The following is a 21,915-nucleotide window of genomic DNA, read 5'->3' on the forward strand; positions in this document are numbered from 1 at the left end:
ATCGATTTCGGCGGAAGTCTTGCGTTATCTACTGAGTACTCGGTAAATATGGAACACCCGCCAGAGAAAGGCCACACCGCCGTGGACGAATACCGCACCGATGCCGCACCCCTCGATCCGATCGCCGCGACGGCCTCGGTGGCGGCGCATGATCTCAGGCCGCCCGCCGCACCCGAGCGGCTCGTCACCGCAGGCTTCCAGACTTCCCTGTTCTTCGCCTTCCTCGGCACCTGGACCGCGCTCTTGCCCGCGACGGGCATCACCCTTGCGCTCAAGGTCAATCAGATCGATCCGGCCGGAAAGGCGACGAGTCTCTCTCTCGTGCTGGGGGTGGGGGCCTTCGTCGCCCTCATCGCGCAGAACATCTTCGGGGCTCTGAGCGATCGCACCACGAGCCGGTTCGGCATGCGCCGCCCCTGGATCCTGAGCGGAATGGTGACAGGCGCGGCAAGCCTCATCGGGCTCGCGTATGCGCCCAACATCCCCTTGCTGGTCGGTGCGTGGGCGCTCACTCAGCTGACGTTCAATATCCTGCTCGCCGGCCTCAACCCCGTGATCCCCGACCAGGTGCCGCGACGCCAGCTCGGCCGGGTCTCCGGTCTCATCGGGATCACCCAGGTCCTCGCCGGAGTCGCGGGCGCGTTTCTCGCGCAGGCGTTCCTGCCTGATCTCACCACCGCGATCCTCATCCCCGGCATCGCCCTGATCGTGCTCGTGACCGTGTTCCTCTTCGTGCTCAAGGACCGTCGGCTCCGCCGCGACGACGTCGCGCCCTTCAACCTGATGCTGTTCCTCAAGGCGTTCTGGACGAGCCCGCGCAAGGCTCCCGACTTCGCCCTCGCCTGGGTCTCCCGCCTGCTGGTCACTTTCGGCAACATGACGCTCGCCAACTACCAGCTCTACTTCCTGCTCGATCGGTTCGGGTTCACGCAGGAGAACGTCGGGAAGGCGGTGCTGCTGCTGACGCTCATCGGCGCCGCGACGACCATCCCCACGAGCATTCTCCTCGGGCGGCTGTCCGATCGCCTCGGGCGGCGGAAGCTGTTCGTGCTCCTCTCGGCGATCATCGTCGCCGTGGCTCACATCGTCGCGGCGATGGCCCCCACGTTCGCGGTCTTCGTGGTCGCGGGCGTCGTCGCCGGGTTCGCCGTCGGCGCCTATCTCGCCGTGGACCAGGCGCTCATCGCGGAGGTGCTGCCCTCCCGCGGCGATGTCGCGAAAGACATGGGAGTGCTGCATCTCGCGAACGTGCTGCCGCAGACGCTTGTCCCGGTCACGGCCCCCTTGTTCCTGATGATCGGCGGCGGCGACAACTATGCCGCGCTCTTCATCGGCGGTGCGATCGTCGCGATCATCGGCGCGATCATCAACCAGTTCATCCGGTCCGTGCGCTGAAAGCCCACGACGAAGCGGCCCGCCTCCGAGAGGACGGGCCGCTTCGTCGTGCGGGCGCGCGGTGCCGCGTCAGGAGGAGAGCTCCAGCCTCCGGGCTTCGAGCTCGTCGGCGACCCTGCGTACATCGCGCGGGTAGGTGCGGTAAAGGATCCCGAGCACGGCCGCGTTCACGAGCATGAGGATCACGAGCACCCAGAGGAACACGGTCTGCAGGCCCAGGGCGTTGGCGAGGAAGCCGGCGCCGATCGAGAAGACGGCCCAGCCGATCGCCTCGAAGATCGTGATCATGATCGCGAAGGCCTGCCCGCGCAGCTCGGGCAGGGTGATCGCCATGATGATGGGCCGGTTCACGCCCGGGTTCATGCCCTGTGCGATGCCCATGAGACCCCAGATCAGCGCATAAGCGGCGATGCCGGTGTAGGCGAACTGGGTGCCGAAGAACGCCACGACCGCGAAGAGCACCTGCGCGGCCTGGATGTAGGCGACGCGACCGCGCTGCGGCGCGCGACGGTCGAGGACGCCGACGAGGAAGCCTCCCCCGAGCGTGCCGAGGAAGTAGCCGATCCCGAACGGGAGCGCTGCGATCGCGGCCGTTGCGTTGTCGAATCCGCGCACCGTGACGAGGAACTGGATGCCGAACACACCGATCAGCAGATGTCCCGAGAGCAGACGGGAGGCCATCATCACGACGTAGGAGGGGACCCGGAACAGCGACATCACGCTGCGGAAGGTGGGCTTCACCTCCGCGCGCTTCTCGGCGTCGAGGCCGGCCAATTGCTTCTCCGCGGCGCCGACGCCCGGATCCTTGAAGAGCGCGAGGATCGCGATACCGGCAAGGATGCAGACCCCGCCGAGCGCCCACATGCCCCAGCGCCAGCCGTCGGCGAAGTGCGAGAGCTGCGCGATGAGCGGACTGAGGACCGCCCCGATGCCGGCGGCGGCGCCGTAGAAGATGCCGACCGCGCGGGCGCGGTTCTTGTCGTCGAAGAGATCCGAGACCACGGCGTTGGCGATCGGCTGCGCGCCGATGAGTGCGGCGGCCATCAGCGTGTTGAAGATCAGGAGGGCCAGGAAGTCGCCCGAGAAGCCTGCGGCGATGCCGAAGACCCCGGCCAGGGCGGTGCTCAGCGCCAGCGCCGTGCGGCGCGACGTCCTGCCCGAGATCCACACCCAGGCGGGTCCGAACGGCACCGAGACGATCTTGCCCGCCGCGGCGAGCAGGCCGAGGTGGCCGTTGTCGAGGCCGAGGGCCTTCGCGATCGTCGGGAACAGCGTCGTGGTCAGGCCGCCCTCCGTGCCGTCGACCACGAGCATGCCGGTCAGGGTGAAGAGGTTGCGCCAGCGGTGCGGCACGTGCGCCGCCTTCTCGGCGCGGATCACCGACGTGGGGGTGCCGGCCGGCGGCGCGAGGGGAGGGGCGGATTCGGGTGCGGACATAGGAGTCTCCTGGATCATCGTCGATCTTCGAGCGGGGTGTGGTAGGGGAGTGGGGCGTCAGAGGACGGAAAGGTCGCGGGCAACGCCGTGCAACAGCGCGGGGGGAAGGGCGATCATCGCGGCGAGCTGGTACAGCGATGTGCTGCCGAGCATGCCGAGCGTCTCGGTGTGCACGAGTTGCGGCACCGCGCCCCGCAGCACTTCGAGCGCGAGCGGATGCGAGAGCAGCTCCGGCAGCGGAGTGCCGAGCCCGAACCGTCCGGCGGGGAAGTCGCCGAGCGGCGGGAGAGGCAGCGCGGCAGCCGTCGCGAGCGCGGCCTGGGCGGACACGAGCAGGTGCTCCTCGCCGGGCTCCGCGTCCGCGGGGATCCCGAGCCGCACGTACTGGCTCTCCGGGGCGTCGTTCTCGTGCAGGAGTCGGGCGAGCAGGCGGAGCATCCGCAGCTCCAGCGCGGGATCGTCGAGAGGATGCAGCTGCTGCGGATCCTCCTCCAGATCGAACAGCAGCGTGCCGTGCAGGAACGGGCTCACCATCGCCGAACCGCCGAGCCGCAGCGGACGCACGCCCTTCATGAACGAGAACGGCTCGGCGAGCTCCGCACCCGCGAACTCCGCGGGCGCGAACCGCCCCCGCATGTGCGTCGGCATGAGGGTGTACTCCTCGAGAGGGGCGTTCTGCGGCGTCGCGCAGGCGCGCATGTAGACGTAGCGTCCGTCCGTGACGTTGACGTGCCCTCCGTGGATGCCGAACAGCGCGGCATCGCGGACCGGGGCGGGCGGGGCATCGGCTTGCTCTGCGGCCTCGGATCCTCCGGGGCGGAGTGCGATCCCGAGCATGTCGTCGGTGGGTGCGACGCCGAAGAAGTCCAGCAGGGTCGGCGCGATGTCGATGGTCTGCACCAGATCGTCATTGCGCGTGCCTGCCTGGCCCGCGCGCGGATCCCAGAGGAAGGCGGGCAGGTGCACGAGCTCCTCGAACCAGGGCTGCACGCTCTTCGCCCACCAGCCGTGCTCGCCGAGGAGGAATCCGTGATCGGTGTTCACCAGCAGCAGGGTGTCGTCCCACATGTCGTGTTCGTCCATGAAGTCGAGCACCCGGCCCAGCGACCGGTCGCACATCGAGACGAGCGCCTTGTACTCGTAGCGGGCGTGCTCGACCTGATCCTCGGGCTCGGTCACTTTCGCGTAGGGCGGCCAGTCGAACTCGGGCCCCTCGTAACGATGCGGGTAGAGCCGGCGGTACTCCTCGTACGTGAAGAACGGCTCGTGCGGGTCGAAGCATTCGATCTGCAGGAACCAGGTGTCCGCGTCCGCGTTCGTGGCGAGGAACTCCAGCCCTGCATCGAACGTGCGCGTCTGCGGATGTTCGGTCTCGCGCGTGAGGTATCCGCGGTTGATGACGTCCTGCCGCTGTAGGCGGTCCTTGAACCCGGTCAGCGGGCTCGTCGCCGCGACGTCCGCCTTCCACGCGTCGCCCTCCTGGCCGCGGAAGAACTCCCACGTGGTGTATCGCGTGTGGTAGGTCGCGCCGCCGTCCTCCCAGTAGTGCGGGTGATCGCTCGCGAGATGCGTGTGCACGCCCGCCTTGCCGAGCATCTCCGGCATCGAGTCGTCCCAGGGCTCGAGCGGACCCCAGGAGCGGTGCAGGAAGTTGTGCCGTCCGGTGTGCAGTTCGCGGCGGGCGGGCATGCACGGCATGGATCCGGCGTAGAACCGATCGAAGGTCACGGTCCGCTCTGCGAGGCGGCGGAAGTTCGGGGCGTGGATCTCGTCCGAGCCGTACGGCGGCAGCAGGTGCCGGTTCAGGCTGTCGAACATGACCATGATCGCGCGCATCAGCGGTTCGCTCCGCTCTGGGGCGCCTCTGCGGTGGCGGGCCGGCTTGAGGGGGCCTGAGTGGAGGTGCCTGGTGTCGACCCGATCACGCCGTCGAGCAGGTCGCGCCGCAGCTCGCGCAGCATGTCCATGTAGCCATCGATCGCGGCCATGCCGTACACGTGCAGGCGCTCGTTGAACGCGGCGGCGAACTCGTAGTCGAAGGCGACGTCGGGGGCCACCTGCAGTGTGCGGTCGCGGAGGCGGAAGCGGGCGACCTGGTCCTCGCGCGCGGTGAGCTCGGTCTCGATGAGGTCGATGAGCTGCTCCCGGGTCATGAACCCCGCGAAGCTGAGGCGCGCGCCGAACTCCGGATCCTGAAAGCGGCTCGGTGGGCTGTAGGGGCCGGTGAGCCAGTCGAGCAGGACGGTCATGCCCTCGGGGGTGACCCGGTAGACCTTCGCGTCCTGGGCGCCGGGGCGGTCGTCGACGGTGAAGACGACCCATCCGCGCTCGACCATGCCGGCGAGCGAGCGGTAGACCTGGCTCATCGTCGTATTCGAGCGCAGGAAGCGTCCGTGCGTGTCGAGGTAGCGCTTGATCTCGTAGCCGGTGGACGGCTTCTCGCCGATCAGGCCGAGGAGGAGGTGCTCGAGCTTCATTGATCCAACCTATGACTCTTGTGTCATCCTTGCGATGACAGACCGAGGATGACACAAAAGGCATAGGTTCGTCAAGAGTCCGCAGCTGCGAAGGTCACCGAGATCCAGGGCGTACGGTGGCGAGGTGGAGACTCTCGACCCGCTGCCCGACCACCCCGCCCCCGACAACCCGCAGGGCAAGCTTGTGCTGCTGCGGCACGGTGAGACCGAATGGTCGCGCAGCGGACGGCACACGGGGCGCACCGACATCCCGCTCACGCCGCGCGGCGAGGAGCTGGCCCGGCTGGCCGGGGCGCTCGTGACCGGATACGACTTCCGTCTCGTGCTGTCCTCTCCGCTGCAGCGCGCCCGCCGTACGGCGGAGCTCGCGGGGCTGGACGCCGATGTCGATCCGCTGCTCGTGGAGTGGGACTACGGCGGATACGAGGGGCGCACGACCAAGGACATCCGCGCGGAGCTCGGCTACAACTGGAGCGCCTTCACGCACGGCGTGATCCGCGGCGAGACACCGGGGGAGACGGTCGAGGAGGTCGCCGCACGCGCCTCGCGGGTGCTCACCCGGGTACTGCCGGCGATGGTCGAGGGAGACGTCGCCCTCATCGCGCACGGCCACTACCTGCGGATCCTGACCGCCGTGTTCCTGCGTCAGGCGCCGAGGTTCGGGGCGGCGATCACGCTGGACGCCGGATCCGTCTCCGTGCTCGGCTTCACCCGCGAGCAGCCCGCGATCCTGGCCTGGAACCACGGGCCGCAACTGCCTCTGGTGCCCTCCGAGTCCTGACCCGATCGCGGCGAGCCGGTCGTCGACGGCCTCCTCAGCGGAGGGTGCCCGCCCCGATCTGCGCCGAATGCAGGACCGTACCCCCGAATGCAGGATCACGGGCGCCGGCGATCGCGGCGAACCCCGGAATCATGCGGGCCCCAGGGCGTGCTCGGCGGTTGCGGCGGTCTCGCTCCTGCAGATGGCGGCGGGGTCCTGCGTTCGGCGGCCGACGGCGGCTGCGCCACGCGCCCCTGACGCGCGCCGCGCGCCGCGCGCCGCGCGCCACCGTGCCGAACCGGGCGCGTGCGGTGTCGGGTCAGGGCTTCTCCGGCAGGTTGTCCGGCGCGGGGATCTCCTCGGGGCGGTAGCGCGGCAGGCGTGAGGCGGGGAGGGCGGCGATCGCGCTGATCCCGGCGAGCACGAGGAAGCCGAGCCTCAGCGTGCGCAGACGCTGCTCCTCGTTGATCGCCACGGCTGCGTCGATCTGCGCGGGGGTCGCGTCGGTCTCCTCGAACTTCGCCGTCAAGGCGTCGTTGCTGAGGAAGTTCACCTGATCCAGGTCGACCTGGGTCATGATCTCCGGCGGCAGGTCCTTGTGCGCGGTCACGGCCTGGGTGAAGCCCATGCTGAGCAGGGTCACCAGGAGCGCCCCCATCACGGCCGTGCCGACCGCGCTCGCGAGGTTCTGCGTCGTGCCGCGGATGGATCCGACATCGCCCGCGAGCGTCTTCGGCGCCGCCGTGACGAGCACGTTGAACACGAGCGTGACGAGGGATCCCTGGCCGATCCCGAAGATGACGAGGCCGAGGATCGTCGGGAACGTCTCCCAATTGTTCGTGACGACGATGGACAGCCAGATCAGGGCGACGGTGGTCAGGGTGAACGAGAACAGTGCGATGGTTCGCGGGGCGAAACGCTTGTAGAACCGCACGATCAGGGTCGCGGTCACGAACACCGTGAGGTTGAACGGCATCATCGCCAGGGACGTGTCGAACGGCGTCCGCCCCTGCACCACCTGGATGTAGGTCGGCACGGTGAAGTTCACCGCGGCCTCCATCGCCACGATGATGAACATCGCGTAGACCGCGGCGCGTTCCGAGCGCTTGCCGAGCACGCTCAGATCCACCAGCGGCATCTTGCCGAGACGCATGCGCCGTCGGGTCCACAGGAAGAAGGCCTGGCCGAACATCACGCCCACGACCACGAACAGCGGTGCGGGGGAGAGGCCGAGCACCGAGAACGGAGCTCCGGGCTCCGCGAGCAGGATGCCCCACGCGTTGAGGTTGTTGAAGCCCAGGGTGAGCAGCACGACCGCCGCGCCGATCAGCGCCGACGCCACGAGGTCGATCCGGATCGCGGGGTTGCCGCGATCGCCGCGCAGCCCGAAGCTCAGCGCGAACACCGCGATCGCGAGCGCGAGCGTGATGAAGAAGATCGGACGCCAGCCGACGAGGGTGCCAAGGGTGCCGCCGATGAGGAACGCGCTGATGCCGGAGAACGCGCGTGCGGAGCCGAGCGAACCCACCGCCGTCGCCTGCTGCGCGCCGCGGTAGTTCTCCGCGATGAGCGCCACGAGCGAGGGCACGATGATCGCGGCGGCGGCGCCCGCGAGCACCTGACCGCCGATCGCCCAGCCGATCGAGGTCGCCATGATCATCATCACGCTGCTGAGCGCGAACACGGCCACCACGACCCGGAAGATGAGCACCCAGCCGACCCTCTGGCCGAGCTTGGCGCCCGTCATGACCAGCGCGGCGACGGCCAGCCCGTAGACGACGATGGTCGAGCTGGCGGTGGTCGGCGGCACGCCGAAGTCCTTGACCATCCCGCCCAGCGAGATCGGCAGGGCCGCGACGTTGAACGACATCAGTACCTGGGCGAGGAAGAGGCCGATCATGGGCGCCCACGAGCGCCGCTCCTCGACGGGCGGGGTGACGGGAGAAGCGAGGTCGGTCATGGAGACTCCTTCACAGCGATCGGATCCGTTCAGGCACCGGGGGCGAGGACGCCCCGAGGCGTGGAGGCGAAGAGGTTGAGGCCCAGGGCCCGTGACAGGAAGGCGCACGCGCGCTGGGCCCGCACGCTGTTGCCGGCCTCGTCGAGGCGCGGGGAGAACGCGCCGATGGCACCCTTGCCGGGGGAGATCGCCACGATCCCGCCGGACACGCCGGACTTCGCCGGCAGGCCGATCTCGAACAGCCACTCGCCGCTGCGCTCGTACATGCCGCACGAGGCAAGCAGTGCGAGCGTGTCGCGGGCGGTCTCCGCGGAGACGACGCGCTCGCCGGTGAGCGGGTTCACGCCGCCGTCGGCGAGGGTCGCGCCCATCGCGGCGAGATCCTGGGCGGTCACGGCCAGCGAGCACTGACGGGTGTAGATGTCGACGGCCTCGTCCGGCGCGATCGCGAGCCGGTCGTAGCTCTGCAGCAGGCGCGCGAGAGCGTGATTGCGGTGGTTCGTGAACGACTCCGACCGGTAGACCTCGCCATCGAGGGCGAGCGGGCGTCCGGCGAACCGGCTGAGCCCGTCGCGGATCCGCTGCCAGCGCTCATCGGCGTGGGCACCGGGAACGAGCGCGGTCGTGGCGATCGCCCCCGCGTTGACCATCGGGTTCATCGGGCTGCCGTCGTTGAGCTCGACCGCCACCACCGAATTGAACGCGAGCCCCGTGTTGTTCACGCCGACGGCCTCGCGGATCGTGTCGTGTCCGATCTCGTCCGCAGCCAGCGCGAACACGAATGCCTTCGAGATCGACTGGATCGAGAAGGCGACGTCGACATCGCCCACCGCATGCGCGCCGCCGTCGACGTCGACCACGGACAGTCCGAACCAGGCCGGATCCGCTTCCGCGAGGATGGGGATGTAGTCGGCCACGACGCCGTCGTCGTGGCCGGCGTAGCGCGCATGCGCCTCGGCGACCAGCTGGTCGATCCGCGCATTGTGCGGGAGTGCGCCAGTGAAGCTGAGCTGCGGGACATCGTTCACATCGGCCTGGAACACATGGACTCCTCTGACGGGCACCAGTATTCCGCAGAGTGCCGTCCGGCGACAGCGGTCGTTCGCGGGCCGATGCGGCGACGTTCACCCGGCGCGCGGGAATCGCGTCCGCGGGACGCCGGAGGTGTGCGCCGGTCAGTCGCCGAACACGTCAGGGGCGGTCTGCGGCCGCGGCTGCGGCACGGTGATCGCGCCGGTGTGCCCCTCGCCCTCGTAGTCCGGGCGGGGCGGCTGCCGGCGCTGGTGCGCGCCCTCGCCGCCGAGGCGCCCGCCGTAGGGACGGCCATGGTCGGCGAACTCGTCGCGCACGAACACGAAGCGCCAGTCGCCCGCGGTGAAACGCGCGCCGGTGTGCAGCGTCTCGACGGGACGCCCCTCCTCTTCGGTCGCCTTCGCGATGTTCGCGCTGGTCTGTCCAGGGCCGACCATCTCGAGGTCGTAGTCGTCGTGCCCGTCGTGACGGATGATCGCATGCACCGGGTCGATGCCTTCGAGGCGAATCTGGCAGTCTGCGCCGGATCCGATCCGCGTCTCGTCCTCGGTGATCTCGTGCACCAGGTGGGTGTCTTCGTAGGTGATCAGCAGATGAGGATGCCCTGCACCCCAGTCGGCGTGCGTGGTGGTGCCGCGCTGCTCCTGCATGTTCATGTCGGACCTCCTCGGCGGAGGCCGGGCGGCGCGGATCAACCCGTCAAGACGCTCAGCGGGGTGTCGCCCTGGTCTCTCGCATACCGCGATCGTAACCCCGCCCGCGACCACGGGCGCCGGATCGCGCGAAGCCGTTCCCTGAGGTGTGCGAAGGGTCCGTCTCGGTGAGCATGGATCCTTCGCGAGCCTCAGGGAACGCGCCTGTTTCAGCCGTGGTGGTCGTGCTCGTGCCCCTGCTCGTCGCCGTGCCCGTGGCCCTCCCCGTGGTCGCAACGGCATTCCCCTCCGCCGCAGGCGCAGGCCGTGCCCTTGATCGTGCGCGGGGCGTCGAGCGAGGGGTTGCGGTCGAAGAAGCCGAACGGCTTGAGCCAGAACGAGATGGTGTCCGCCGGCATGATCGGCCAGTCCTCGGCGCGGGTGATGTGGTGGATCCCGAAGTTGTACCAGAGCACGACGTCTTCGTCGACGAGGTTCTCGTCGTCCGCGATCCACGCCGTCATGCCGTTGCCGAGGTCGTCGACGGCCTGGGTCGGGTAGTCGCCCGCCGGCCAGAACTGGTCGTCGTGGTGCCGCGTCACCCAGAGGGTCCTGCCGATCACGGGGTTGCGCTTGAGGATCGGGGAGGACTCGTCGAACATCGCGGGGAAGGACGCCGAGGGCACCAGCTTGTATGCCACGGGGGCGCCCCAGGCGTTGAGGCGGTTCGGGTTCTGCACCTTCCAGCCGCGCTGACGCTCCCAGTCGTAGCGGCGCCCCGCCTCCGCCTCGGAGCGGATGACCGTGGCCTGCGTGTGCAGGTCGAGGCCGAACGGGTTCGCCTCCGAGATCGGTGCCGGCATCGAATCGGATTCGACGACGGTGTTGCCGTCCCCGTCGACGTCGAGGTCGAGCCGGGCGATGAGGAAGTGCTGGTGGAACGGCGCGTAGGTGCGCTCGTCGATCGTGGTGCCTGTGGCCTTGCCCTGCTCGCCCTCCGCCATCGGCGTCGTCACCATGATGCCCGTGGCGCGCACCTCGCACTCGATGTTGCCGTCCTGGTAGAAACGCCAGTACACGAGGTACTCGTAGTTGGCGACGGTGGCGTGCACGGACACCACGAAACGGCGCTGGCGGCGCACCTCGGTGCCGGAGTCGGGGTCGACGTGCTTCCACAGCACGGCGTTGTCCTCCTCGTGCAGGCAGATCGCGTTCGTGATCGTCCAGGGCTGACCTGCGGTGTCAGGCAGCACGGCGTCGAGGTACGTGATCTCGCCGAGGCAGTCGCAGCCGAGCTCGAGCGACGTGCACATGTACCCGAGACCCCACTCGCCGATGTCGAACGCGGTGCGCCGGTAGTGGTCGAAGCTGGAGTCCCGGTACGGCACGATCATCTCGGCGAACGAGAGCCGGTAGGCGACCTCGCGCCTCGTGCCCTGATCGTCGAAGCCGACCTGGTAGATGACCGGTCCTTCGCGGTAGTTGAACCCGAGCCGGAAGTCCCAGTTCTGCCAGCGGATCCGGGATCCCTCGACGGTGAAGKAGACGCCCTCCGGCTGCACGATCTGCAGCGGCTTCAGATCCTCCCGCGGCGTGACGCCGGCGAGCTCCGGCACGTACTCTCCGTGCACCTCGGGGAAGCCGAAGTCGTGGTGATCCTCGATCTCGAGCACCTCGAGCGTGTTCATGTCGACGATGATCTTCAGCCCGCTCACCGGATGCGCGTACGGGTTGCCGTCGGGCGTCGCGCGCATCCACAGGTCCACCCAGCCGAGGCGGCGGTCGCGCCACTGCTCGGGGATCACGGCCCCGCCGTACGTCCAGACGTCGAACAGGACGAGGTCGAGGTCATCGATCCCGCGGGCCGCCAGCGCTGCGCGGACCTCCGGGTTCTCCTTCATCGCGTGGTCGCAGTCGTGGTACTCGTCGATCGTGAAGTTCGGTGTGACGCCCGGCACGTGCGTCCACGACTCCACGGCGTCGTCCGTGAGATTCACGACCGCCTCGTAGACCTCGTTGGTCTGCTTGCGCCAGAGCACCGCGAGCGAGCGGCGCACGATCGGATCCCCCTCGCGCCACGCCTTGACCTCGGTCTTCGGCGGCTCCTTGAGGATGATCGACGCGTAGCGCCAGCCGTCGTCGATGCCGTGCTCGCGCGTGAGTACAGCGGCGGTGGCGGAGAACTCCGCCCCCGTGAGCGAGTCCAGGGGGTGCGATGGCGTGGGCTGCGACGACATGTGGGTCCCGATCGGTCGATCCCCGGGTGCGCCACGATGCGCCCCGGCGGACTTCGAGTCTGCCATCCCGGCGCGGAGTTCGCACCGACCGGGTCAGCCCATCGGGATCTCCACGCCGGTCTTGGCGTCGAAACGCCGGGTGTTCGTCTTGTACACCCCGTCGCTGTCCACATCGATGACGAGGGGACCCTGCAGTCGACGGATCATCACGTTCGAGATCACGATGCCAGGGTCGGTGCTCCGGGCTGCCGCGACGGCCCGGCGAACGACATCCGGGCGCACCTCGTCGATCGAGAATCCGCCCTGGGACGAGGTGAGTTCCGTGGTCCAGGACAGGCTGAGGGATCCGTTCCGGAAGGAGTAGGTGTCTTCGCCCGCCGGGTCGGTCGTGCTCTGGGCGTCGACCGACCAGTACGTGTCGAAGATCACCACGGACTCCAGGCTGCGGCCGTGCAGCTGTCGGCGCAGGTCGGCGAGATCGAGGTCGAGCACCGCGGAGTCCCAGATCCCCTGCACCTGCCCGCTCAGGCGTTGCGGCGTCTCGCCGATCAGCGCGGCCGCGCGTTCCGGCGTGGAGAACACCCAGACCGAGCCGAGCACGAATCCGCTCACCACGCACACCACGATGATCACGGCGTTCGCGACGATCCGCCAGGCTCCGGCGGCGCGGGGCGGATCCTCGGCGGATGCCGCAGCCCGCTCAGGCCGCGGAGCCGCCGCGGCGTCTGCGGGGGCGACCAGCCGATCGTAGCGGGAGGGTGCGGCGCGCAGCTCGGCCGCCCAGTGCGCGTCGGGCGCAGGATCCAGGACGGGGCGCGCCCCGGACGCCGCCGTCGCCACGACGACGTAGCGCCCGGTGAAGAAGTTGGGCAGCTCACCCATCGTGATGAGCTGCGAGAACACCTCGCGCCGCGGAGAGCCGGCGCGGGGGAACACCGTGATGGTGAACCCGTACAGATGGTGGAAGTTGCGCACGATCAACCCCTGCTCGCGCAGGGATTCGATGCGGGCGATCTCGCGCGGCGCGGCGGGGTCGAGAACCGGGGGAGCGCCGAGCCGGGCGCGCCGCACGGGCGAGCCAGCGCCGAGCGTGGTCAGGCCGCCGACGAGCAGCGCCGTCGGCACCACGGTCGTGGCCACGATGAGGGCGATGACGAACGCCATCGTCGCGGTATCGGTGCTACCGAGCACGAATCCGATGATCGAGGCGATCACGGTGCCGATCGCCATCCAGAACAGGACGAGAATCCCTCGTCGCATCCAGCGGTTCATGTCGTTCTCCTCGCTCTGGGTCTTTCGACCATGATCATCCGTGGAAAGGGGCGGCGCTGCGCGTCATCCGAGGAGCAGGGCCTCCGGATCGTCGGGCGAGACCCGGAACGGCAGCACTGCGCCGGGGCGCCAGTTGTGCCGGGCAGCCTCGGCGATGACGGTGCGGTAGGTCGCCCGATAGGGCTCGCGGCCCTCGATCCGCACCTCGAGGAGCACGGCGTACACCGTCAGGCCGTCGACGGCGGACCCTTCGGGGGTGCATCCGATCACCGTGCCGGACGCCTGCAGGCCGGTCTGGGAGAACGCGAGATTCGCGAACGGATCCGCCGTCGCCGCACCGTACGGCCCGCCGGACCCCGCCGGGGCCGCCGCGGCCCGCGGGTCTGCGAACGCCTCCGCGACGCGGCCCCACTGCTCCGCGATGTCGGCGGACTGTCGGATCGTCTCCCGCATGCTCGGAAGCGGCGGCAGCTCGCGCGTCACGCGCAGCAGGCGCAGCAGATCTCGGATCACGCTCATGATGCGCTCAGCTCGTCAGGGCGATGTTCTGCGGATCCGCCGGATCCACGGCGACGTCGTGCGAAGATCCGATCGCGTAGTTGCCGATGAACTGCGCGGCGACCATCTCCCGCTTGGCGACCGTGTACGGCGCCGCGCCAGGAATCGTCACCTCGATGTCGATCCGGTACCAGGCGTTGCCTGCCGTGCGCTCTCCTGTGTCGACGGCACCCGTGATGATGCCGGTCGCCCGCGTGCCGATCGCGATCACTCGGTTGAGCTCCTGACCGTAGGCATTCAGCACGTCGTGATCAGCCTGCATCCGCGCCCGCAGGTCTGCGCCCTCCGCGGCGACGGGCAGAGTGCCGTCGGAGTATCCCGCCTGGGCGAGCTGCTGCGCGGCCAGCTGCTGAGCGGCCTGCGCCTGCGCGGCCGACGCCTGCGGGTCCATGCCGCCGAGTGCGTTCCTTGCGCGATCGAAGAGTCCCATGATCCGTACCTCCTGTGTGTCCGTGTGGATGCACTCAGCCTGCCGGTCGTGGAATGCTCCCGATCACAGGTTTCCAGCGATCGCGGGTCGTGACGCGGCGGGCGGTGACCAGGTCGTGGAGATCGCCGCCCACATCAGCGGCGAGTGCTCCACCGCGCCTGTGCGCCCCCAGTTCTCGGCGCACGCGCGCTGCCAGGCGTTCAGCGCCGCGACCGGATCCGTGCACTCGTGGGCCGCGTCCACCGCGTCGATGGCCGCGCTGAAGGCCCGGACGTCCGTGCCGGCCGCGTGGGCGAACCCGGCGTCGGTGGGCAGTGCCCACCGTGCGGCGGCGACGTGCTCCGCACCACCGCGGACCAGCGCGGCGACGAGGGCCGTGGGCTCCGCGAACCTGGAGTCTCCGCCGGACTCGCAGGCCATCAGCGCGACGCGGGCGGGGATCCGCCAGCCGCCGTCGGTGTCGTCCCCCGGTGCTCCATAGGCGATGTCCGCGGCGGTGAGCGGACGATGGGCGCCGAGCAGCGCGGCACGGCCGAGCTGGGCAGGGCCGTCGGACAGATGCATGCGCACATCCAGACCGTGGTCGGACGATGACACGTGCCCGACGTAGAGCAGGCGGGATCCATCCGCGAGCAGCGCACGCAGTCGCACTCGGTCGATCGCCCCGCCGAGGAGGGGGTCGGCGCCGCGGGCCCGGGAGCCGAGTCGCTCCTGCAGTGCACCGAGTCCCGCCCCGGTGCCTGCCGAGCCGAGCACCGGGGCGAGCATCCCCCCGGGCACGGGAGGATCCAGCACGGCGACGACCGGACCATGCGGATCCCAGCGGGAGACGCGCCGCGACGGAGCGTTGCGCACGCCTGCCGGCACGAGCAGCGACACCTCCGCCTCGTGCACCATCCGTCGGTCCGCGTCGACGAACAGCGCCTCCCAGGGAACCCGGCCGAGCGAGGGGGAGCCCTGGATGCGCAGATGCGGGCGTCGGTCGCGGACGAGCATCGCGTCCAGTTCCGCGGCGAGAGGGGCGGGCAGCAGCGCGCCTGCCAGCTCCGCGGACAAGCGTCGTTCGCGGTCCGGATCGGCGAGCGGCCCACGGAACGCGCGGTCGAGAGCGGCGATGACGCTCTCCCCTGGCCGGGGCGAGGGCAGCGACTCGTCCAGCCGGTCGAGCACCGGCCGACCCCGTAGCGGTGCTCGGACTCGGAGATCCACACCCGGAACGACTCGTCGCCGGGCAGCGACCGCACGAACAGCGGCAGTGCCCCTCTGCCCGAGGCGGCGGGTGAGGCCGGTGCGGCCTGCCCCGCCGCGACCAGGGCGTACGGCTCCTCGAGGACGGCGAAGCGGACCCGGCCGTTCTCCGGCGCGCGCTCCGACTCCGGCATGGAGGGTGCGAACGCATCCAGGGAGGGCGAGGAGCAGAGGAACTCGATCACCTCCACGGCCAGGCGGGTCTCGGCGAGGACGGTGATGCTCTGCAGAGCGACCTCGAAGGCGACCGTCGCGACCGTGCGGATCCAGCGCTCCCGCATCGGTCCCGCGGCGAATCGCTCGCGCAGCGCATCGGTCGCGAGCGCCGCGGGCAGCGCGAGATCGAGAGCGGCGCGCCGCATGCGCTCCTTCTCCGCGCGGAACAGCGAGCGCTCGGCGGCCGTGAGCGCCGCGACCGCCCGGCGCACGTCGATCCGTGCGACCTCGTGCAGAGCACCGGCCGATACGGATCCGGCGCGCGCCCTGCGGTAGGCGGCGTCCGCGGCGGGGAAGCGCCACTGCGCGACGAGGATGTCGCCCAGCAGCAGCTCCGTCTGGAACTGCGCCCATATGTCGCCCTGGGCGACGACCTCCGCACGCACCCGCTCGGCGAGCCCGCGTGCGGCGGCGAGCTTGCCGCGGGCCAGCAGCACGGCGGCACGTCCGAGGCGGGACAGCGAGGCGGAACGCGGGTCGCCGCCCCGCCGGTAACCCTCCTCGGCCGCGACGAAGCCCTCCTCGGCGGCATCGATCTCGCCGCGCTCGAGCAGCAGCCGCGCGAGGTTCTCCTCGGTGCGGGCCACGGCGATCGGACCCGTCGCCTGAAGCTGCCGCGAGATCTCCAGCTGCTCGGCGGCGAGACGCGGATCCCCGGTGCGGTGGGCGAGCGCGGCAAGGCCGGAGTACGCGTACGAGGCGAAACGCGGTTCGTGCGAGAGCGCGGTGTTCAGGGCGGCACGGAAGGCGACCTCGGCGTCGGCGAAGCGCTCCCGATCGAGCAGGATCCCGCCGAGAGTGTTGTGACGTCCGAAGACCAGCAGCGCCGGTGTGGCGTCGTCGAACTCCGCGCCGAGGACCTCGAGGTCATGCAGCGCCTCCGTCGAGCGGCCGACCAGCGCGAGCGTCTGCGCGCGATTGATCACGGCCCCGAAACGCACCTCCCGGGTGCGGCGTTCCGATCCGATCGTCGCCTCGGCGGCCGCGCAGGCGGCGATCGCTCTCGAGGCGAACTCGATCGCCGCAGGAGCGTCCCCGCGTGCTTCCGCGATCGCGGACAGATTGGACAGTGCTCTGCCGCGCAGGTCGAGGCCGACCGCATCGACGTCCTCCCCCTCCGTGGCCGCCAGGATGCGGCGGGTTGCCGGCTCGGCCTCGATCGGACCGCCGGAGGCATACGCGGACGCCAGCTCGGCAAAGAGCGGCTCGACGTGCCGCCACCGGGCGGGCAGGTTCCCTGAGCCGGGCAGGCCCAGGATCCGGGCGTCGAAGGCCCCGCCTTCCGCGCCTGCCGCCTCCGCCCTCATGAGCGCCTCGCGGCCTCGTGCTCGGCGAGCAGCACGGCGTGATCCGGGATCCCCGTCTCGTCGAGCACGGCCGCCCGCGCCCGGTCGAGCCGTTCGAGGGCGAGGGCCAGGAGCGCTCCCGCGTGCACATCGCGGCGACCGCGATACCCCGGCGAGGCGAGGGTGAGCGTGCGCGCGGCAGGAGGCGTGAGCAGGATCGTGGCGGGGGTGGTGACGCTGCCCGCGAAGCGCCCTCGCTCGGGTCGCAGAGTCAGCGCGACCCCCGCGAACACGGCGTCGAGCGGTTCCGGATCCGTGGGGGAGGTCGCGGGCGCACGCGGCGCAGAGACCTCCAGCACGACGCCGGTCTCCCCGGGGCGCACCTGCCAGTGCGCCGATCCGGCGGGGTCGATCGTGCCGGGCGCGAAGGCGGAGACGTCCAGGGGCTCCGTGCCCTCGGCGAGCACGCCCGCTGCGGAGCGCGCGGTCGCGGAAGCGGCGAGTGCGAAGTCCTCCCGCGCCGGCATCGCCGCCGCCGCGCTCCCGGTGGTGACGCCGCGGTCCGCGGCCGCCTCCTCGACCCGGGCCTCGAGCGCGGCCAGCGCGGGGCGCATGGCGGCAGCGATCCGGGGCTCGAGGTGGAGTGCTCTGGCTGCGGCCAGGCCGTCGGCGAGCACCGCGAACAGGAGCTCGTCGCCGTCGAGCAGATGCTCCACGGCGACGAGCGCGTCGGCGCGCTCGACGGCGAGGATCCGCGGATCGAGCGGCGGGATGCCTGCGAGCGTCGAGGCCGGCCACCACGCCGCCGCCCATGTCGCCAGCGCCGCGCGCCGCGCGTGGTTGAGCGCAGGAGCCGCATCCGGCGCGAAGGCGCCGGTCTGCTCCCGCAGCACCGGCACCGCGCCGGGACCATAGACCTGCCAGGCGACGTCGACGGCGAGCGCGGGGTCCCACACGGCCGCCGTCGGAGGAGCGATGGGATCGGCCGCATCCCAGACCAGGAGCGCTCCCGCCGTCTCGAGCAGCGCCGCGTGGGCGGGCGCGGGCGGCACCGGACCGATCCGCAGACCATCCGGGGTGCGGGTCGCGTGGAGCATCATGCCGCCTCCTCGAGCGCATCCCGGGTGATCGAGGCCTTCACGATGCCGCGTCGGTCGAGGATCACGGAACGCAGCGCGCCGTCGAGCAGCGCCCAGACATCGTCCGCCTGCACCGCGTCGCCGCGCAGCTCGCGTCCGTGCAACCGGACCCAGAGGCGACGCAGCAGGGCCTCGCGGACGCCGCGAGCCGTGGCGGGGCTCTCCCTGAGACGCAGCGCGTGGTGCACGAACGGTTCGCGTCGCCATCGTCCGTGCAGGCGCCGAGCGGCATCGGTCATCACGGCCGGCCGCGGTTCCGCGCCTGCAGCCGGGGAGCCGCAATCGGCCTCCGACGGGGGATCCGCGAGCACGGCGGACGCTTCCGCCGCGGCGAGCAGCACGACTCGGCTCTGCTCCTCGGTGAGCTGCCAGGCGCCCGCGGTGCGCCGGATCTCCTCGCGCACGACGTCGTCGAGGACGTCGCCGCTGTCCGCGACGGCGGCGAACGACGCGAACAGCCGCTCGAACAGCGATCTGTCGAACGGCGGCGGCATCGCGGTCTTGGTGGCGCTCGCGCCAGGCTCCGGAGGCAGGGGGAGCTCCTTCGCGGTCAGTCCCAGCGACCGGGCGGCTCCGGGGCGGTCCGACGGCGGAGCGCCGGCGGATCCGCTGCGGGACGCGACGAGCGCGGCGAACCCACCGGCTGCGGCGCCGTTCGCGCAGGAGTCCAGCAGCAGCCGCAGGGCGTCGTGGGCGACCGCTCCCTCGGGCACAGCCCTGCTCGCCCAGGCCTCCGCGATCTCCTGTCGCACGTGTGTCGCGACCGCGGGATCGCTCAGATGCGCCCGCAGCTCGGCGAGCCCGGGGCGGATGTCGTCGTGCACCTCGGCCAGCGTCGTGGCGGCGATGTCTTCGGCGTCGTGCGGCGGGGGACCATGGCGTCGGGCCAGTTCGAACGCACGCTGGAAATAGAGGTCCTGGGGATTGCCCCGGGTGATCCCGGCACGGCGGCGGGCGCGCTTCAGGACGGTGAACCAGGCGGCCGTCGCGGCGAGATCGGACCGCGCTTCGTCGAGCAGCGCCTCCAGTTCGCGGGCGGACTCGTCCGAGAGCACGGCGTGCGCGAGATGCGGGCGTGCGGAAGGCCGGATCACGAGCGGGTCGATCAGGAGCTTGGTCGTGCGGGCCAGCGGTGCGCCGGTCGCATTCGTGAGCGGACCGACTCCGGCGAGCCTTCCCCAGGCGCGCGCGATCGCAAGACTGCGCGGTACGCCGCGCTCCGGCGGGCCGGGCGGTCGGGCGTCGGCGGTCATGCCCGGATCCTATCGAGAGCGCCGCTCAGTCGGTCAGCAGGGCCTCGAACTCGGCCTTCACATCGGCGCGATAGGCCTCCGTGTCCAGCGACGCGGGAGGCACTTCGCCGTCGAGGACGGCGGTCATCCCTGCCGCGAGCGCGTCGTCGTCCTGCTCCACGATGCGGATGGTCCCTTCGGGCAGTGCGCCGTAGACGGATCCGAACGACGTGGACACGATCGGCAGTCCGCAGATCGCCGCCTCGAGGAGCACCATCGGCTGCCCCTCGTAGAGGCTGGACAGCACGAAGCAGTCGGAGGCCGCGAGCAGCGCATAGGGGTTGCGCTGCGCGCCGGTGAGGAACACCGCGTCGGAGAGTCCCGCGTCGTCGATCTGCCGCTGCAGGTCGGCGTGCAGCGGCCCTCCGCCGACGATGAGCAGGCGCGCCTCGGGATTCGCGCGGTGCACGGCGAGGAACGACCGGATCAGGCGCGCATGGTTCTTCTCGGGGGAGAGCCGGCCCACGGTGACGAACCAGCGCAGTTCGCCCTCGTCGGCCTGGAGCGCCTCGTACCAGGCCGGGCGAGGCGGAATCTCCCTGTCGGCGGCTTCGTGCTGGGCATCGGATTCGGAGAAGAACTCGCTCAGCGGCCGGCGCGCGCCGAGGACGACGTGCTCGACGTCGGGGAAGTTGCGCACCGTGCGGAAGCGATCGGCGGGTGCGTATTCGGCGAGCTCGATGCGGTTCAGCTCGGTGAGCTGATGCGACACCGAGACCAGCTGGTCGTACGCGGAGTACATGGAGAACACGGCGCCGAGACCGCGCTTCATCGTCGCCTTGCCGTTCACCGTGCGCTCGCGGTCGGATGCCATCTCGTTGTGCATCCAGATCGCACGCACGGGGTCGGGACCGCCCTCGCTCACCGCCGGGGCGTGCAGCAGCAGCGTGGTCCACACCGGGCCGTAGCCGCTGAAGTCGGCGACCCAATCGAAGCGGGCGTCGCCGAACACGCGCATCCACTCCGCCGTCCACAGCTCCTCGTGCCAGGGCTCCGTGCCCGGGGTGCGCGGGGCGCCGCGCCATTCGTCGATGCGTCGGCGCAGGTGCACGGCCTTCGAGCCGTTCATCCCGCCGACGCGGAACACCTGTCGCACCTCGGCGGGGATCCGCGCCTGCGTGAGCGGATCCGTGCTGAGCCGCCTCTTGGGCAGCAGCGCGGTCACGTCGTAGCGGGTGTGATCGATCGCGCCGAGGAGGTTGAGTGCGCTCGTGGTGATGCCGTTCGGCTTCATGCCGCCGAGGTAGACGAGCAGACGTTTGCGGCCGTCGTGCGCCGTGGGGCGGGCGCGGTAGCCCTCCCTGGCACCGCCGAAGACGATGTCCACCACCCGCGCGGTCGCGCCGCCGTCCTCGAACGGGACGAAGCGCTCTGTCCAGGATGCGTACTGGGGATGCGGATCGGCGCCGTCCAGCAGTGCACCCAGAGCTCGGCCGGTCTCGGCCGCGTCGTCGGACACCGGCCCCGGCAGCGTGTCCAGCGGCATGTAGGTGCCGCGGCCCGACGAGTACAGATCGGCGTCGGGAGTGAAGAACGCGATGGGACGCCCGGTCGCGAGGTAGTCGAAGAAGATCGACGAGTAGTCGGTGACAAGGCCCGCAGCGGCGCCCAGCAACACGTTCGAGGGGATCGAGTTCGGCGCGAGCGAGCGCGCGAGCTCCGGCCGCGCCGAGGCGTGCGCGTGCACGATCTGGTGGGTCTTCAGCACGACCACGCGGTCGTCCCCGACACCCGCCTGAAGCGCCGCGAGCTGGGCGGCCAGCTCGTCGATGTTGTCCTCCGGGTCATCGAAGGAGGTCCCGCGCCAGGTGGGCGCGAAAAGCACGATCGGCTTGTCGCCGAGCACCACGCCGCTGCCTTCCAGCTCTGCCCGCACGGCCGCTTCGGCGGCGGTGTCGAGGCGCTGACGGTCGATGCGGGGGTAGCCCTCCTCGATGAGCGTGCCGGGGTAGACGTTGGTGAGCCGGTAGGCGCCCTCGTACATGGTCTCGGCCATGAAAGGGTTCGCCGCGAGGAGGTAGTCCGACATCAGGAAGTTGCGCAGGGTGTTGGCCGACTGCACGGCGCCCGACGGCATGTCGAAGCCCATGAGCTTGAGCGGCGTGCCGTGCCAGGTGTTCAGGTACACCTGGCCCTCCCTCTTGCTGAACCAGGTCGGGAACGTCGCGTTGTTGATCAGCCAGCCGCTCACCGCGAGCGCCTGGCGGTAGGAGGAGGATCCACGGCGCACGAACGAGACCCTGTGATCGCCGGCGAACTCGGCCTGGAAGCGCTCGATCGCGTCATCGTCTGCGAGCGCCCACACATGGGTCAGGCGGGCGTACGCGGGGTCGGCCAGCATGTGGCGGAAGATCGCCTCGGGGTTGCACAGCATGCCGTTGCCGGCGAACGACTCGTACAGCACCTGATCGGGGCGCACGGGGCGGGAGCGCCAGAAGGCGATGCGCTCCGCGTCGACGGCGCGCTTCAGACGTCGGGCGGTGGAGCGGAGGCGCCGTGTGGTGGAGGAGAGTGACACGGATCAAGGATATTAGGCGCGTCCCG

At 70.6% G+C, this 21,915-nt stretch carries 17 protein-coding genes; 3 read left to right on the forward strand and 14 right to left on the reverse strand.

Annotation, left to right across the window (positions count from 1 at the left end):
* The first annotated feature begins 81 nt into the window (after nt 1–81).
* Nucleotides 82–1,395: an MFS transporter gene (locus AC1DG4_RS04780; protein WP_477420195.1), complete on the forward strand. Its 1,314-nt coding sequence runs from the start codon at nt 82–84 to the stop codon at nt 1,393–1,395.
* A 69-nt stretch (nt 1,396–1,464) separates the two neighbouring features.
* Here the strand turns inward: AC1DG4_RS04780 and AC1DG4_RS04785 are convergent, their stop codons facing one another.
* From AC1DG4_RS04785 to AC1DG4_RS04795, 3 genes are read right to left on the reverse strand one after another with little or no spacing between them, the layout of a single operon-like run.
* The gene (locus tag AC1DG4_RS04785; RefSeq protein ID WP_477376609.1) at nt 1,465–2,832 is read right to left on the reverse strand and encodes an MFS transporter; all 1,368 of its coding nucleotides are present in this window, start codon (nt 2,830–2,832) and stop codon (nt 1,465–1,467) included.
* Nucleotides 2,833–2,889: 57 nt separating this feature from the next.
* Nucleotides 2,890–4,656 (reverse strand): sulfatase, encoded by a 1,767-nt coding sequence (locus tag AC1DG4_RS04790; RefSeq protein ID WP_477376611.1) that lies wholly within the window; start codon nt 4,654–4,656, stop codon nt 2,890–2,892.
* A gap of 11 nt (nt 4,657–4,667) precedes the next feature.
* The gene (locus tag AC1DG4_RS04795; RefSeq protein ID WP_477376613.1) at nt 4,668–5,309 is read right to left on the reverse strand and encodes a PadR family transcriptional regulator; all 642 of its coding nucleotides are present in this window, start codon (nt 5,307–5,309) and stop codon (nt 4,668–4,670) included.
* 124 nt (nt 5,310–5,433) lie between these two features.
* Between AC1DG4_RS04795 and AC1DG4_RS04800 the strand changes: the two genes are divergently transcribed.
* Complete coding sequence (locus AC1DG4_RS04800; protein ID WP_477376615.1) at nt 5,434–6,090, forward strand: histidine phosphatase family protein; 657 nt, start codon at nt 5,434–5,436, stop codon at nt 6,088–6,090.
* Nucleotides 6,091–6,388: 298 nt separating this feature from the next.
* On the opposite strand, the gene AC1DG4_RS04805 is transcribed toward AC1DG4_RS04800, so the two are convergent.
* The 8 genes from AC1DG4_RS04805 to AC1DG4_RS04840 form a co-directional block, all read right to left on the reverse strand.
* Entirely contained in the window at nt 6,389–8,029 is a 1,641-nt protein-coding gene (locus AC1DG4_RS04805) for an MFS transporter (protein ID WP_477376617.1), read from the reverse strand.
* A 29-nt stretch (nt 8,030–8,058) separates the two neighbouring features.
* Complete coding sequence (glsA, locus tag AC1DG4_RS04810) at nt 8,059–9,072, reverse strand: glutaminase A (protein ID WP_477376619.1); 1,014 nt, start codon at nt 9,070–9,072, stop codon at nt 8,059–8,061.
* Between the two features lie 132 nt (nt 9,073–9,204).
* On the reverse strand, nt 9,205–9,717 hold the full coding sequence (locus AC1DG4_RS04815) for an FHA domain-containing protein (RefSeq protein ID WP_477376621.1): 513 nt from the start codon (nt 9,715–9,717) through the stop codon (nt 9,205–9,207).
* A 206-nt stretch (nt 9,718–9,923) separates the two neighbouring features.
* Nucleotides 9,924–11,930 (reverse strand): primary-amine oxidase, encoded by a 2,007-nt coding sequence (locus tag AC1DG4_RS04820; RefSeq protein ID WP_477421097.1) that lies wholly within the window; start codon nt 11,928–11,930, stop codon nt 9,924–9,926.
* A gap of 93 nt (nt 11,931–12,023) precedes the next feature.
* Nucleotides 12,024–13,202 (reverse strand): hypothetical protein, encoded by a 1,179-nt coding sequence (locus AC1DG4_RS04825; RefSeq protein ID WP_477421098.1) that lies wholly within the window; start codon nt 13,200–13,202, stop codon nt 12,024–12,026.
* Nucleotides 13,203–13,265: 63 nt separating this feature from the next.
* A complete protein-coding gene (locus tag AC1DG4_RS04830; RefSeq protein WP_477376627.1) occupies nt 13,266–13,721 on the reverse strand; it encodes a hypothetical protein in 456 nt (151 codons plus the stop codon).
* 7 nt (nt 13,722–13,728) lie between these two features.
* Nucleotides 13,729–14,190, reverse strand: a complete 462-nt coding sequence (locus AC1DG4_RS04835) for a hypothetical protein (RefSeq protein ID WP_477376629.1) — start codon at nt 14,188–14,190, stop codon at nt 13,729–13,731.
* Between the two features lie 63 nt (nt 14,191–14,253).
* Nucleotides 14,254–16,008 (reverse strand): CHAT domain-containing protein, encoded by a 1,755-nt coding sequence (locus AC1DG4_RS04840; protein ID WP_477421099.1) that lies wholly within the window; start codon nt 16,006–16,008, stop codon nt 14,254–14,256.
* Nucleotides 16,009–16,316: 308 nt separating this feature from the next.
* On the opposite strand from AC1DG4_RS04840, the gene AC1DG4_RS04845 reads away from it, so the two are divergent.
* Nucleotides 16,317–16,895: a hypothetical protein gene (locus AC1DG4_RS04845; protein WP_477421100.1), complete on the forward strand. Its 579-nt coding sequence runs from the start codon at nt 16,317–16,319 to the stop codon at nt 16,893–16,895.
* 62 nt (nt 16,896–16,957) lie between these two features.
* Here AC1DG4_RS04845 and AC1DG4_RS04850 read toward each other — a convergent pair whose 3' ends face one another.
* Genes AC1DG4_RS04850 through AC1DG4_RS04860 form a run of 3 tightly spaced genes read right to left on the reverse strand, consistent with a single transcriptional unit; the run spans nt 16,958 to nt 21,889 of the window.
* On the reverse strand, nt 16,958–18,040 hold the full coding sequence (locus tag AC1DG4_RS04850; RefSeq protein ID WP_477420197.1) for a hypothetical protein: 1,083 nt from the start codon (nt 18,038–18,040) through the stop codon (nt 16,958–16,960).
* Entirely contained in the window at nt 18,037–19,332 is a 1,296-nt protein-coding gene (locus tag AC1DG4_RS04855; RefSeq protein ID WP_477376637.1) for a hypothetical protein, read from the reverse strand. The genes AC1DG4_RS04850 and AC1DG4_RS04855 overlap by 4 nt, the downstream gene beginning before the upstream one ends.
* A 25-nt stretch (nt 19,333–19,357) precedes the next feature.
* A complete protein-coding gene (locus AC1DG4_RS04860; RefSeq protein WP_477376639.1) occupies nt 19,358–21,889 on the reverse strand; it encodes a CDP-glycerol glycerophosphotransferase family protein in 2,532 nt (843 codons plus the stop codon).
* Between the last annotated feature and the right edge of the window lie 26 nt (nt 21,890–21,915).

The organism is Microbacterium sp. 05N427, assembly GCF_056397105.1.